Origin of the sequence: Vibrio marisflavi CECT 7928 (assembly GCF_921294215.1) — a bacterium.
GTDB classification, from domain to species: Bacteria; Pseudomonadota; Gammaproteobacteria; order Enterobacterales; family Vibrionaceae; genus Vibrio; species Vibrio marisflavi.
In genome coordinates this window covers 2,277,854-2,293,157 of record NZ_CAKLDM010000002.1, presented here as the reverse complement: position 1 = coordinate 2,293,157, position 15,304 = coordinate 2,277,854, and the positions used below count along the sequence as shown (strand labels likewise).

9 protein-coding genes and 1 pseudogene are annotated in these 15,304 nt (G+C 43.6%); 4 read left to right on the top strand and 6 right to left on the bottom strand.

All coding sequences use genetic code 11. From position 1 onward, the window contains the following. Nucleotides 1-88: 88 nt before the first annotated feature. From L7A31_RS17240 to L7A31_RS17215, 6 genes are all read right to left on the bottom strand, one after another. A complete protein-coding gene (locus tag L7A31_RS17240; protein WP_237363003.1) occupies nt 89-880 on the bottom strand; it encodes a substrate-binding periplasmic protein in 792 nt (263 codons plus the stop codon). A gap of 154 nt (nt 881-1,034) precedes the next feature. Further along, entirely contained in the window at nt 1,035-2,933 is a 1,899-nt protein-coding gene (gene mrdA, locus L7A31_RS17235; RefSeq protein ID WP_237363002.1) for a penicillin-binding protein 2, read from the bottom strand. Nucleotides 2,934-3,197: 264 nt separating this feature from the next. Further along, nucleotides 3,198-4,409 (bottom strand): multifunctional CCA addition/repair protein, encoded by a 1,212-nt coding sequence (locus L7A31_RS17230; RefSeq protein ID WP_237363001.1) that lies wholly within the window; start codon nt 4,407-4,409, stop codon nt 3,198-3,200. A 144-nt stretch (nt 4,410-4,553) separates the two neighbouring features. Further along, nucleotides 4,554-5,168, bottom strand: coding sequence for a TIGR04211 family SH3 domain-containing protein (locus L7A31_RS17225; RefSeq protein ID WP_237363000.1), 615 nt, complete (start codon nt 5,166-5,168; stop codon nt 4,554-4,556). A 260-nt stretch (nt 5,169-5,428) separates the two neighbouring features. Further along, entirely contained in the window at nt 5,429-6,688 is a 1,260-nt protein-coding gene (locus L7A31_RS17220; RefSeq protein WP_237362999.1) for an inorganic phosphate transporter, read from the bottom strand. 129 nt (nt 6,689-6,817) lie between these two features. Next, nucleotides 6,818-7,498: a TIGR00153 family protein gene (locus L7A31_RS17215; RefSeq protein WP_237362998.1), complete on the bottom strand. Its 681-nt coding sequence runs from the start codon at nt 7,496-7,498 to the stop codon at nt 6,818-6,820. 205 nt (nt 7,499-7,703) lie between these two features. Here L7A31_RS17215 and L7A31_RS17210 point away from each other — a divergent pair, with 205 nt between their 5' ends. The 4 genes and pseudogenes from L7A31_RS17210 to hldE all read left to right on the top strand — a co-directional run bounded on the left by L7A31_RS17210 (nt 7,704) and on the right by hldE (nt 15,248). Further along, nucleotides 7,704-9,221 (top strand): CYTH and CHAD domain-containing protein, encoded by a 1,518-nt coding sequence (locus L7A31_RS17210; protein WP_237362997.1) that lies wholly within the window; start codon nt 7,704-7,706, stop codon nt 9,219-9,221. A gap of 294 nt (nt 9,222-9,515) precedes the next feature. After that, nucleotides 9,516-10,772: pseudogene (locus L7A31_RS17205) on the top strand (methyl-accepting chemotaxis protein). A gap of 127 nt (nt 10,773-10,899) precedes the next feature. Further along, nucleotides 10,900-13,749 carry a bifunctional [glutamate--ammonia ligase]-adenylyl-L-tyrosine phosphorylase/[glutamate--ammonia-ligase] adenylyltransferase gene (gene glnE / locus L7A31_RS17200; protein ID WP_237362996.1) on the top strand — a complete coding sequence of 950 codons (2,850 nt, stop codon included), beginning with the start codon at nt 10,900-10,902 and terminating at the stop codon, nt 13,747-13,749. Between the two features lie 68 nt (nt 13,750-13,817). Then, nucleotides 13,818-15,248: a bifunctional D-glycero-beta-D-manno-heptose-7-phosphate kinase/D-glycero-beta-D-manno-heptose 1-phosphate adenylyltransferase HldE gene (gene hldE, locus L7A31_RS17195; protein ID WP_237362995.1), complete on the top strand. Its 1,431-nt coding sequence runs from the start codon at nt 13,818-13,820 to the stop codon at nt 15,246-15,248. Nucleotides 15,249-15,304: the final 56 nt, after the last annotated feature.

Below are 15,304 nucleotides of genomic sequence, written 5' to 3'. Positions count from 1 at the left end.
TTTGGGGCTGACTAAAGCTGGTTTGGCAACAAAAGAGAGGAACTAGCCTAGAAGTAAGCTTATGTTTTAGGTGCTACTGTTTTAGATGTTATGGGGCATTTAGATTTAAATACCTTTGCCTTAACTGCTCTAAGGTTCCATCATTTCTCAGCCATTCTATGGCATTAAATACTTCGGCAGCTCGGCTGGAGCATGGAGAGTTTCTTGACATTGCAAAGTATACTTGGGTGGTTGAAACAGGCTTTGTCAAAGGTACGATGCTATCCAATAGTTTCATGGTTTTGAGAGTAGAGGTTGTGTCGAAATAGTCAGAAATAAAAAACTGGCTCCGTCCTTTTTGTAATCTGACAATGTGCTCCGTTTTTTTACCGACGCTATGGAGTGATAAATTTTTCTTAGCAAATTGGTCAAACTCTTCACCAAAACTACCCCCTAAAGGAATATCTCCCGCTTTTCCTACTAGATCAGATAGTATCTCAAACTTGAACTCTTTTCCTTTTAGCACAAATACTCTTGCTTCATTTTGCAAGAAAGGGCTGGAGTAGTAATATTTGTTGGCTCGTTCCTTAGTCCAGTAAATCCCAATGATGATATCGACTTTTCCTTGTTGAAGGCTGAGTAAAGCACGCTTCCAAGGCTGTTCTACAAATTGAAATGGGAGTGACAATTGACTGCTGATGTTGCTCATCACATCGTGTCCCAGTCCGTAGATGTCTCCATTATCGTCTTTCATTAGGACAGGAACCCAGCCCATTGAGCCTGTGACTTTCATGACTTTACATTCATCAGCATAGACGGGGGTTATCGAAATCAGTAGTGCGAAAAAGCTCACTATTGCTTGTAAAAGACGAGAACTATCTAAGATCTTCCTTAATCTCATATCTGTACTCTAGGCAAATTATCCATATTGCTTCTAACTATCTTTTAACTATTGCTCATAAAGTCGGCTTTGCATAGCGCAGATGTTAGGAATCGAATTTAGATATATGTAAAAGCCGGCAGATGAAATCTACCAGCTGGAGGGATAAAGGAGGTTACATTCCAGAGCTTTTGCCGTCTAGGTTCGCCATGCAGTAGTCTAGGACTTTTCTAGCCATTGGCGCCGCTGATTGAACGCCATAACCAGCGTGTTCAATGATAACGGTCACGACAAACTTCGGGTGTTTAAACGGTGCGAAGCTTTCGAATAGAGAGTGGTCTTGTAGGTGAACATCAATCTTCTTAGCATCGTAGTTTTTGTTGTTTAAACTAAATACCTGCGAGGTACCTGTTTTACCACCACTGGAGTATGGTGCACCTTTAAATACTCTTCTTGCTGTACCCAGTGGTCCCATATCAACCAAGCGCATACCGTTTAACGCTATATCCCAGTCTTTCGCAGGTACGTTCTGCATGACATGCATCGTCTTAAATTTGGTCATGCTCAAGTCTTTAAATTGAGCTCCATGATTGATAGTTGCACGTAATAGGTGAGGCTCTTCGATATTGCCGTGATCGATCAATGTTACAAGCGCCTTAGCCAATTGCATGTTGGTCGCAGTCCAGTAGCCCTGGCCGATACCTACTGGTATCGTATCACCGACATACCAAGGCTTGTGGTGTCTTGCTCGTTTCCACTCTTTTGTCGGCATGTTCGCATTACTTTCTTCAGCAATGTCGAGGCCGGTGTTTTCGCCAAAACCAAATTTATTCATCCATTTAGAGAGTCGATCGATACCCATATCATAAGCAATTTGATAGAAGAACGAGTCGACAGACTCCTCTATTGCTTTGGTAATGTTGACCGTACCGTAGCCCCACCTATCAGCATCGTGATAGACATGCTTATCTTTAGAATGCGGTATCCGCCATTGACCATGATCATCACGCGTAGTCGAAGGCGTGATAACTCCTGTATCTAGAGCTGCAACAGTAATGTATGGCTTAACGGTAGAGCCCGGAGGGTAGATACCTAGCGTTGCACGGTTAAGCAGTGGGTGCTGTGGATCATCCAGCAGCTTGCGATAAGCCTTGCTAGAAATACCGTCAACAAATGGATTTGGGTTGTAGCTCGGGCTAGAAACCATTGCTAGTACACTGTCATCTCGTGGGTCAATGACAATGGCACTACCGGGGTGCTTTTTCTCGTGGATAAGCTTGTAAATGTATTCCTGAAGGTTGATATCAATGTTTAGTACGATATCTTTGCCCGGCACAGGAGGAACGTATTGCAACACACGAACAACGCGACCATGGCTATTTACCTCTACTTTTTCATAGCCTTTTTTGCCATGTAATAGGTCTTCGTAGTACTTCTCAATACCGATCTTACCTATGTATTTAGTCCCTTCGTAATTGTCAGCCTTTCCTTCTTTTACAAGCGCAGCTTCTTCACGGTCATTGATTCGCCCTACGTAACCAAGCACGTGTGTCAGTACTTCTCCATAGGGATAGTAGCGCTTTAGACCTGCTTCAATGGAAAGCCCGGGGAACTCATATTCATGTACAGAAAACTCAGCAACTTGCTTGTCAGTAAGATCGGTTAAGAAATCTTTAGCACTAAAGCGGCGGTGCCAACTGTGAGTCAGAGTATAAAATTGTTTAACCTGATCCGGCGTGAGCGTCATGTACTTTTGTAAACGCTCTATCGTTGCCTTGGGATCAACTACTTTATCTGGAATGACATCCAGATTGTAAACAGTGATATTTTTTGCAAGTACATGCCCGTTACGGTCATAGATTAAGCCGCGAGGGGGAGGAACGGGAAGTATTTGAATACAGTTGTCGTTTGATTGGGTGGTATAGCTTTTGAAGTCATCGATCTGCAACTTGTACAGGTTACTGATTAAGGCAACAACCAGCAGAATCAAGCCAAAAAATGCCATGAAAGCACGTCTGCGAAAGAGCCTTACCTCTTGCTCATGATCACGCAGATGTTCTCGACTTCGGTTCATTTTTTGATCTCTGTAACAAGTTTATTGAAAAATAGCCGAAGGAGTATACATTGAAATGTTCTCATAGAGATGGGTAATTTATTTTTATTTATTTTTTTATATCTGGACAAAATGTAAATCTAAATTAAGTGATTGATTTATTGGTATAAGACTCGGGATAAGTTTGTCTTTCCAGCTGAATGTAAAAATCGATTTTTATGTTCTAGCCGGCACAAGGTTAGAGCTGATCAATCTTCAATATGTCGGCAATTGCTTAATGTTTGCTCAGCTTAATTGGATGGCTTTAACGCGTCTTTTGTCTAGTTCAGTGCGAATTTCTGAGCCTTTGAAACCATCTGCGATGACTTCCTTAGCTGTGAGTGAGCTTGCTGATAGATAAGCCTGCAAAAATATCTCTTTTTGCGGGTAAGGCTGACTCTCTAGCCCCAATCGACCTGCGTGGTCGGCTTGGCAGCAAATAAGAACTTCTTCTAGTCGTTCTGGCTTACGCCAAACGTCGAGCTTATTGAGAACTTTAAGCTTAGTTACTGCTTTAAGCTCTTTGGCTCTATGAATATTGGTATGCTGCTCGCAGACTAGCAGCGCAAGTTGTTTGTACTCTTTCGGTACTCGAAGACGTTCACAGAGCTGTTCGACGACTTTTAACCCGCGAAACTCATGCATTTTATGGCTAGGCCACGCTTCTTGGGGAGTCAGAGCCTTCCCTAAGTCATGTAATTGGGCTGCTAACCTAACTACAGTTGACTTGCTTAACTTTGCGGCTTGCTCAGCGACCATTAACGTGTGGATTCCAGTATCGATTTCAGGGTGCCATTTTTCTGGTTGAGGTACGCCAAACAAGCTATCTAGCTCGGGCAAGACGACGGCAAGCGCGCCACATTCTCTGAGAGTGGATAAAAACACTTGGGGGTTAGGTGTTAAAAGTGACTTATGCCATTCTTGCCAAACTCGCTCTGCCGTTAAGTGGTCGAGCTCTCCGCTTTGACTCATTGAGCGCATCAGAGACTTTGTTTCTTCAGCGACGGTAAAACCAAGGTGATGGAGCTTCGCTGCAAATCTAGCTACGCGCAATACGCGTAAAGGGTCTTCACTAAAAGCCTCGGAGACGTGGCGAAGTATTTTCTTATCGATATCTAGCTGACCATTGTACGGGTCGAAAATAGTGCCCGATGCATCTTGTGCAATGGCGTTGATTGTGAGGTCTCGCCGTTGTAAATCTTCTTCTAGTGTCACATCAGGAGAAAAGTAACATTCGAACCCAGTGTACCCTTTACCAATCTTCTTTTCGGTGCGGGCTAGGGCATACTCTTCTTTTGTCTCTGGATGTAGAAACACAGGGAAGTCTTTGCCAACAGCTTGATAGCCAAGTGAGAGCATCTCCTTGGGAGTACTGCCAACTACCAGCCAATCTTTGTCTTGGCTTGGTAGATTGAGCAATTTGTCACGAACGGCCCCGCCGACTAAATAGGTGTTCATATTGTCTCCCGCAACGTTACAAAGTCGCTGGTCAGTGATATTAAAAGTATATACCCGAGTAACTTCATGATGCTTGTTTCAGCGAGCTAGAATCAAAATAGGCCACGATAATGTGGCCTATTGTAGGAGCTGTGTTGCTAACGATTAGTTAGCCCAGCCAGGATGCTTCTTCTTACGACGTGGAATTAAGTGTGGCAGAAGTAGACCAAATATGAGACCACCGCCAGCAACGCCACCACCATACATGAAGTACTTCATCAGTAAATCTTCTTTTTGAGTGTCAATTCGCGCACGTAGGTTGCGGATCTCTGACTGAGAGGTAGTAAGCTTTTTACTAATCTCGCTGTAGTTTTGCTCGAGTTCAGAAATTTGCTGGTTTCGTGAGTCTAATGACTCGATCAAGCCAGCTTTTTCGTTGTCAGAGTTGGATTTTGCACTGGCAAGCTGAGTTTTAACATCAGCCAGTTCTTTTTCAAGCTTTGGCAGACGAACAGCCATGCTTTCTTGAGTCGTAACGAATCGACTTTCTACCCAGCCAGTACGACCTTTTTCATCGATGATTTCTGTATAGCCAGTATCTTTATCAGCTTTCAAATATTGTACTTTTTGCCCAGCATCAACGCTGCCAATGATACGGTATTGGTTACTTGGGCCAGAATGTATATAAGTAAATAATTTGTCTGCGATATATCGGTCCTGTGCGAATGCAAGAGGAGCAGTTAGCATTGAGACTAAAACGACGCAAATCAGCTTGTTCACGGTAAATCCTTTAACTTATCTTCAAATTTTGTATTCGAGGTACTTATCCGCTATGTACTTTAGCAGCGAAAAGAGTTTTCGAATAGTGCTAGCAATACCTTTATGTTACGCAGGTATATTTCTTATCTATTTGGGTGTCGACTTTGTGCAGAAATAGTAAGAAGTTTCTAGAGGTTGTGCAACAAAGAAGGGAGGCTAAACCTCCCTTTATGTGCGTTTGAGTCAATAATGACAGTGTGTTTACACTAGATTGACTTGGCTTATCCGAATACAGCGCGAATAGCGTAGAAAAATATTACGGATAGTAGAGCGCCAGCTGGCAGAGTAATGATCCAAGATGCAACAATGTTACGTACTACACCTAGGTTTAGTGCTGCAATACCACGTGCAAAGCCAACACCTAATACGGCACCAACTAGAGTTTGAGTGGTAGAAATTGGCAAGCCAGTACCTGATGCTAAAACAACGGTTGATGCTGTTGCTAGCTGAGCGGCAAAACCACGGCTTGGGGTAAGTTCAGTGATGCCTGTACCAACAGTTGCCATAACGCGGTGTCCCATTGTCGCCAAACCGACAACAATACCGAAGCCACCTAGAGGTAGAATCCACCATGCAATTGAGCTTTTTGCTGCAACAGAACCAAGCTGAGTAACGGTTGAAACAACAGCTGCCAGAGGGCCAATAGCGTTCGCTACATCATTTGAGCCGTGAGCAAATGCCATAGCACAAGCAGTTACGACCATCAGAATACTGAAGATACTTTCAACGCCTGCAAAACCATGGTCTTCTTCACGGTGTGCAAACTTCTTATGGATGTATAGGTAGCCACCAACCATAACTAGGGCAGAGATGCCTGTCGCGCATATCCAAGCTTCTACATTAGTAAGGTGCAAGCCAACATGGGTTAGACCTTTCTTTATAGTAACTAACGCGATAACCATCGTAGTGATGAACATGTACACAGGTACAAATCTTTTTGCGTTTTGTAGCGGCTTCTCGGTGTCGAATATCAACCGTTGGGCACTGACAAAAATTAGATAGGCAAGGAAACCGGAAATGATAGGAGTGACAATCCAGCTGCCTACAATACCTTTAAATGAACCCCAGTTCACCGCATCTGAGCCTACAGAAACACAAGCGAACCCGATGATAGCACCGATGATTGAGTGTGTTGTAGAAACAGGCCAACCCATGTAAGACGCGATAAGAAGCCAGGCCCCAGCAGCAAGAAGTGCTGCTAACATTCCATATACTAGAATTTGAGGTTGATGAGCGAAAAGAGAAGGTTCAATAACACCTTTTCGGATGGTGTCTGTAACTTGGCCGCCAGCGAGATAAGCTCCCGCAAATTCGAAGACCATTGCAATTAAGATCGCTTGTTTTACGGTTAGTGCTTTTGAGCCCACTGAAGTGCCCATAGCATTCGCCACATCATTCGCACCAATACCAATAGCCATTAATAGACCGAAAATTGCTGCCAATGAAATCAGGACAGAACCGTAATGCGCAAGGATATCCATCGTATTACCTAGTTGTTAATAACATAAAGAGCAAATCTAGACACGAGCAAACCACGAGCGAAATTATTTCACTCTAATCATTGGGTTAGGTCTAGTGCTTGCTTATGATTAAATGGTTAATTTACAAATTTAAGAACGAGAAAGCATGACTTCTAAGCGAGCACCAACGCGCTGCGCTTGATCAGCAATGCCACCAACCCATTCCAAAATCTTGTACAAGAACATGACATCGATAGGGTTATACTTCGATTCGATCGCCATTAATTGTTGGCGAAGTTCGATCTGCATAGCATCGGTGTCGTCTTCAATCACATCCAGTTGATGGATCATCTCAGCCACAAGAGTAACTTCACGGCCTTTAAATCCAGTTTCCAATAATTCATCGAGTTCGTTGATCACTTTTTGTGCTTGCTCTGCTGCATCTAAACAACGTTTTACGTAAGCAATAAAGTTCTCGTGAAGAGATTCGGGGATCACCAACTGACGACCATATACACGGCCTGCAATATCTTTTGAAAGGTTGGCGAGTTTGTCTTGTTGAGTGAGGAGTTCAAGCATGTCACTTCTATCGACAGGCATAAATAAGCCACGAGGAAGCTTCAAGCGAATCTCACGTTTTAGGACGTCAGCTTCTTTCTCAAGGTGAGAAATTTGTTCACGGATTTCTCCTGCTTTTTCCCAGTCACCTTTTGAACTTACTTCAAAAAAGTTAACTAAGTGCGAAGCACATTCGTTCACGCAAACAATGTGACGTTGCAAAGGCTTAATAGGGGACTTTGCAAATAACCCTAATATTGTATTTACTGGCATGGTTCTTCAACCTGATAAATATAACCTTAAAATAACATACACCATCTTATGGCGAAATGTTGAGCGATGGCTATAAAGGCGCGCATGTTAACCCATAAAATGGATCATTAAAATAGTTTTAAATCATCTTGTCGAAGATATTTCTCACTTGCCCACCGAAGAAATTGGCAATATCCTGTTTCTAACTGCTTGGAAAGGTACGACTATGGAAACTGAGATAGAACTGAAGTTTTTGGTCTCTGCGGATTTTTCACAATATTTACGTAATAAAATTTCTCAAAAAAAGCTGCTTCAACACAGTTGCAAAGAGCTAAAAAATACTTATTTCGACACACCAGATCACTGGTTGCGTCAGCATGATATCGGGCTACGCATTCGTTGCTTTGATGATGTGTTTGTTCAGACTGTGAAGACCTCTGGCAGAGTGGTTGCTGGATTGCATTCGCGACCTGAGTACAATGCTGAGCACACCAATAACATTCCTGAACTTTCTTTGCACCCAGAAGATATTTGGCCTGCAGGTAAATCGACAGATGTAGTTCAAGATGCATTAGTACCTTTGTTTACTACTAATTTTACACGCGAGCAGTGGCTGATAGCGATGGAAGATGGTAGTCAAATTGAAGTGGCCTTCGACAAAGGTAGTGTGGTTGCTGGAGCCAAGCAAGTTCCAATCTGTGAAGTTGAGTTGGAGCTACGCTCTGGGCAAACCGATGCACTCTTTTCTTTAGCTCGAGTGATTTGCGAGCAGGGTGGTGTTAGGCTTGGCAGCGTTAGCAAAGCTGCAAAAGGTTACCGTCTTGCACTTGGAGCGAAACCGGGTGAAGCTAAGCCTTTAGCATTAGTTCGCACCCACGAAGAAGATAGCATTGAGAAGTGCTTTATCAATTCATTAGAACATGGCTTGAAGCATTGGCAGCAGCATGAGCAGCTTTATTTTGATAGACCAGATCTAGAAGCCTTGTTGCAGGTGCGACATTCAGTGAGCTTTATTCGCCAGATACTTTCGACTTTCTCTTCTGTTGTTCCTCGCAGGGCAAGCGCCATTTTGCGGCAGGAACTAAAATGGCTAGAGCGTGAATTTGAATGGCTGGATGAAAACGTCTATCTGAACCAATTGACTGCTGAAAAAGGTCATACACTTCGAAAATTAGATGCGAGAAAATCGCTACTAAAATCATTGAATCAGCAAGCAGAGAAATTACCGTCTTCAGAGGAAGTGGTTGAGTTGATGTCGTCTGCTCGCTATGCCTCCCTTCTACTGGATCTCAGTCGTTGGGTATTGACTCGTGGCTGGCGGCCATTTCTAGATGAAAAGTCCGAGCTTGATATGTCGAGCAATATCTATGAGTTTGCGACACGGCAATTGGATAGAGCTTGGGGAGAGCTCTCTGAGAAATTCGCACCTGAACTTCAAGTTAACAAGCAAGAGTACATTGAGCAGAAGGGCTTACTAGGGCGTAACCTATACACAGGCATTTCTTTTGCCAGTTTGTTTGATGTTGAAGAGCGCGACCAATATCGGTTGCCATGGGCAGACTTACTACAAGGAATTGATGATCTTCTGATGCTTGAGCCAATGGAACAGCAAGTTGCTGAACTAGAAGGTGACGACAAGCTTCAGCTAGAGAGATGGTTACTGAGAAAAGAAAGCTCAATACTTCACGCGATGGAGCAAACCAGACAAATTTGTCTTGAAGCGACGCGTTATTGGCAACACTAAAATCTAACCAAGCCTTGCTTAGCAAGGCTTAACCCTTCCATACTGTTTTCTTCCAACTTTGGTCGCACTCTCAAAATATTATTCAAATCAGTACTTAAGTTTTCTCATAGCAGCCGATAAACCTAAATAGCGTGCACCAAGGTTATCTGTAAATATCCACATTAAATAGTGTGACTAATGACCCTTGGTACACAGGCTTGTCTTACTTTTCTAACGCATCTAAGTATAATCCATGTCAATGGATTGCTTGTGTAAGAATTAAGCATTGAATCTCAGCGACTTTGGAGAACGACGATGGCAACGATGTCATTTAAGCCTTGGGAACGACTGATTACCGATATTAGGCTGGTCCCTAAAATGGTCATGTGAATGGTCTTTAGCACCATTCTTATCATTGTTAAGCAGCTATGGGACGCAAGTACTTTCTACAACTCACTTCTTGCTTCGACGCAAAATGCTGAACTTGCTCAAAAACATTATGAGGCCTATTTGGTTCAGGGCGCGTGGCAAACCGTTTTTTTAATCATTGTTTTTGTCGTTATCCTTTTGGCTGCAGCAAAAGTGATGTTGAGGCAAACACGTTATATCAGTGACTCTATTCGCCAAATGGCGAGCAGAAACCTATCGATACCTATCCAGATGGAGTGTAAAGATGAGTATGGGGATGTCGCCAGAGAGCTAGAGAAAACACGCCTCCAGTTACAAGAGATGATCAAAATGCAGATTGATTCATCCAATCAACTAGCAGGCTTGACCGAAGCCATGACATTAAGCATGTCAGAAACAAAAGAGTCAGCTCAAGAAGAGTTTAACGAAATCGATCAGCTAGCAACAGCGATGAGTGAAATGAGTTCAACCGTTCAAACTGTTGCCGATCATGCTAACAACGCTTCATCATTAACAGAGAGTGCATCTCAGCAAGCGCAATCTGGGCAGGAGTTTGTTCAAGGGACAGTATCGAAAATCAGTGAGCTCTCAGATGATATTTCCTCCTCGGCACAAGCTGTAAATCAGGTTGAAGAAAGTGTTGAATCTATTGGTAGCGTAGTCGGGACTATTCAAGGTATCTCCGAGCAAACTAATTTACTGGCTCTGAATGCAGCGATCGAGGCTGCTCGAGCGGGAGAGGCAGGAAGAGGGTTTGCAGTTGTTGCGGATGAGGTTCGAAACTTAGCCCAACGCACTCAACAAGCAACAGTAGAAATTCAAGAGATGATCAGCCAGTTGCAAAGTAGCGCTAAATCGGCGGTTTCTTTGATGGAAAAAAGTGTTGAAGAGGCGGCAGAAGGCGTAGATTTAGTCACCAATGCTGGTAATGAACTGGATGGTATCGTTACTCAAGTGAATCAAATTAATGATATGAATTTTCAGATAGCGACTGCCGCTAGCCAACAGAGCAGTGTTGCCGAAGAGATGAACCAAAACCTCACCAACGTACGAGAGCTGGTTGAAGCGTCGGTCACCGTGGTGGGTGAGCTGTTAGAAACTTCGGAAATAATGCAGAAAAACGCTGAAGAGTTGGACGAGAAAATTACTTCCTTTACCGTGTAAAAAATAATTAAGGAACCGACAAACGCTCATAGCAATATGGGCGTTTTTTTATACCTATTGTTTGGCTATAGTGCTTTAATACTCTTTATTGTATTAGCGTCACTGTGTTTACCATCAAGGATAGAGCATGTCACTTCCCCAATCACTCCTTTCTATTTCAGAAGCTGCACTAGAAGAAATCAAACAGACAAACTCTCAGACTATGGGCTCTTGGCCTGCAAAGCGACTAGAAGAGCTGAAATATATATTAGGGCTCAGCCAGTTTGTTCGCGATACGCTGGTGAAAGACGGAGCTTTGTTAGAGTGCTTGCCAGACATGCTTGAAGAGGAGTCTAGAACAGAGCAATATCGCAGTCGCATAGGAGAACAGCTCCAACAGAGCAACAACGAAGATGATGCCTATCGATTACTTCGACAATTTCGCAATAGGGAAATGGTTTATATTGCATGGCGTGATTTCAGCAAATTGTGGTCGCTTGAAGATAGTTTGCAGCATTTATCTCAGCTTGCTGAAGCTTTGATCTTTGAAACTTATCAATGGCAATACAAACTTTGCTGCAAGGAGTGGGGAACGCCTGTCAACCAGCTTGGCGAAGCACAACCTATGCTGATTATTGGTATGGGGAAACTCGGAGGAGGAGAGCTGAACTTCTCTTCTGATATTGATCTTATCTTCACTTACCCAGAAAACGGAGAGACATCTGGAGCAAGGCGCAGCATTGCCAATGCGCAGTTTTTTACCAGATTGGGGCAGAGAGTTATTAAAGCTCTCTCTCACCATACAGTTGATGGTTTTTGTTATCGAGTTGATATGCGTTTGCGTCCGTTTGGAGAAAGCGGGCCTTTAGTTATGAGCTATGCCGCTCTGGAAGACTACTATCAAGAACAAGGTAGAGATTGGGAAAGGTACGCCATGATAAAAGCCCGAGTCATGGGCAGTGAAATGTACCCTCAATATCAAGAGTTAAGACAGCTGCTTCGCCCATTTGTTTTCCGCCGTTACATTGATTTCAGCGCTATTCAGTCACTTAGAAGAATGAAATCGATGATTAGCCGCGAAGTTCGCCGCAATGGCATGCAGAATAATATCAAGCTTGGTGCTGGTGGCATCCGAGAAATTGAGTTTATCGCTCAGGTGTTTCAGTTGATTAGAGGTGGCCGAGAGCCCGATTTGAGAAAGCGTGGCTTATTGGAAACCTTAGATGGTGTTCAGTCACTGTCTTTGGTTGAAGTACAAGAGTCACAGTTACTAAAAGGCGCGTATATCTACTTACGTAGGCTTGAAAATTTACTGCAAGCTCTTGATGACAAGCAAACGCAAACGCTACCTGATGATCCTATAGAACAACTTAAGTTAGCGACAGCGATGGGTTACCAAGATTGGTCTCAGTTGAGAGAAGAAACATCTCGTCATATGAGAGGTGTTCACAATATTTTTGAGCAGTTAATAGGGGAAGAGCAAGAAGAGGGAACTGACGTTGATTCAACGTTCCATGATTTATGGGATATGACCGACAAACACGATACGATTGTACAAGTGTTAGAGCAAGATATTGAAGTAGCTCAAAGCCAAACTCTTGCTGATCAAATTGTACAATTTAAACGAGATCTAGCGAAGAAAACCTTGGGGCCACGAGGTAGAGAAGTCCTTAATCACTTAATGCCAAAAGTATTTTCGGCGATCTTTAGCCACCAAGATGCACAGTTTGGGTTAGAGAGGGTCTTGCATCTATTAAATAAGATTGCCACGCGAACAACCTATCTTGAGCTATTGGATGAGCATGATGCTGCGCTCAATCAGTTAGTGAAACTTTGTACAGCTAGCCCAATGATATCTCGCCAGCTTGGGCGATATCCAATTCTTCTTGATGAACTTTTAGACCCACAACACCTTTACAATCCACCGCCATTTTCCGCTTATAAATCCGAGCTCAGTGACTATTTGGCTCGGATTCCTGCAGGAGACATGGAGCAGCAAATGGAGGCGTTGAGGCAGTTCAAGCAGATATGCATGCTGCGTATAGCTGCTGCAGATATTGCCGGCGTGCTACCAATAATGAAAGTGAGTGATCACCTTACGTATTTGGCTGAAGCTATTGTTGGAGAAGTGGTTCAACAAGCGTGGTCACAGATGGCGGAGAAATACGGTGAGCCGACACATATTCAAGATCGAGAAGGCAAGGGCTTTGCTGTCGTTGGATATGGGAAAGTCGGTGGTTGGGAGCTTGGCTACAAGTCTGATTTGGACTTGGTATTTATTCATGACTGTCCTGCTAATGTATACACTGATGGAAAAAAAGAGATAGACGGCAAACAGTTCTATCTTCGCTTGGCTCAGAGAATTATTCATATTTTCTCTACCCGCACACCCTCAGGAACCTTATACGAGGTCGATACGCGACTAAGACCTTCTGGTAGTTCAGGCTTGTTAGTGAGTACAGCTGAGGCATTCGATGAGTATCAAAAACAAGATGCTTGGACGTGGGAGCACCAAGCATTAGTGCGAGCACGAGTTATTTGGGGCGATCAGCGATTAGCAGATGCATTTAATCAAACTCGCAGAGAGATACTCACGAAGCCACGCGATCAAAGTGAACTCAAGAAACAAGTGGTCGAAATGCGCGACAAAATGTACAAACATTTGGCGGCACAGAAAGCTGGCAGGTTTTTGCTTAAGCAAGATAGTGGCGGTATCACTGATATAGAGTTTATTGCGCAGTACTTAGTGCTCAACTTTAGCTCCCAGAAACCAAAGCTCACTAAGTGGTCAGATAATGTTCGCATTTTTGAAAGCTTGGTTGAGCAAGGTGTCATGACAAATGATCAAGCAACCGCTATTACAGGTGCCTATACAACGATGCGCGATCAAATTCATCGCAGGAGCTTATTAAACTTAGATGCAGATGTTGCGGAAGATAAATATCAAATCGAGCGCCAAGCAGTAAAGAAGGCTTGGAGAGAGTGGCTCGCAGAGTAGCTTTAAAGCGATATTCTGTTAAAATTCTGCGCAACAATAGGTCTAGTGACCCAAAATGGAGAACAAGAATGAAACCAATCCTACCAGATTACAGTGACTCTGGCGTTCTGATTATCGGCGATATCATGCTAGATAGATATTGGCATGGCCCGACAGGACGTATTTCACCAGAAGCACCGGTGCCTGTAGTTAAAGTAGAGAATAATGAAGAGCGCCCTGGTGGAGCGGCAAACGTTGCGATGAATATTGCTTCCCTTGGCGGACATGCTCATTTGGTTGGTTTTACTGGTATTGATGAACCAGCAAAAACACTTAACGAAATTTTGAGCTCATTAAAGGTGACTTGCGATTTCGTTTCTCTGCCAAACTATCCAACCATTACTAAGTTGCGCATTTTGAGCCGCAGCCAACAGCTTATTCGTCTTGATTTCGAAGATAAATTTGAAAATATCGATGAAGAACTTGTGCTTTCTCGAATGGAGCAAGCATTGCCAAAAGTGAAATCTGTTGTGCTTTCTGACTATGCAAAAGGTGCTTTGGAACACGTGCAGCGTTTTATTCAAAAGGCAAGAGAAGCCAAAGTACCGGTATTTATTGACCCTAAAGGTGCTGATTTTGAACGCTACCGCGGAGCAACTTTGCTGACGCCAAATATGTCTGAGTTTGAAGATGTCGTTGGCAAGGTCAACTCGGTTCAAGAGCTAGTAGAAAAAGGTCTAGAGCTTATTGAGAAGTTCGACTTTGAGGCGCTATTGGTGACTCGTAGCGAACACGGTATGACGCTACTGCAACGTGACAAAGAGCCTCTACACCTGCCGACTCAAGCGAAGGAAGTTTACGATGTAACGGGTGCTGGAGATACCGTTATCTCCGTGCTTGCCGCTTCGGTTGCGTCCGGAAAAGCTTTGGACGAAGCATGTGCACTTGCGAATGCTGCTGCTGGTGTAGTTGTAGGTAAAGTGGGTACATCGACTGTTTCGACTATCGAGTTAGCTGAAGCGGTTCATGGTAGCCAAGATACAGATTTTGGTGTGGTAGAAGAGCATGAATTGATCGCTGCTGTTAAGCGCGCTCAAGAGAAAGGCGAAAAAGTAGTCATGACCAATGGTTGCTTTGATATTTTACATGCTGGTCATGTCTCGTACCTCAACCATGCAAGTGAATTAGGTGATCGTTTAATCGTCGCAGTTAACACCGATGAGTCAGTGAAAATGCTAAAAGGTCCTGGCCGTCCGATTAACCCAACAGATCGTCGCATGGCGGTACTTGCAGGTTTGGGTGCAGTTGACTGGGTTGTTCCGTTTAGTGAAGAAACGCCTCAACGATTAATCTCGGAAGTGTTGCCAAACCTGCTAGTGAAGGGTGGTGACTACAAACCGGAAGAAATAGCAGGTGGGAAAGAAGTTATCGCTGCTGGCGGCGAAGTAAAAGTACTTAACTTTGAAGATGGCTGTTCGACCACTGAAATTATCGATGCGATTAAAGGTGGGAGAGGCTAGTATTCTTCACTTTTAATTACTTAGTTCAAACAGAAAAGCGCTTGCTCAACAGCAAG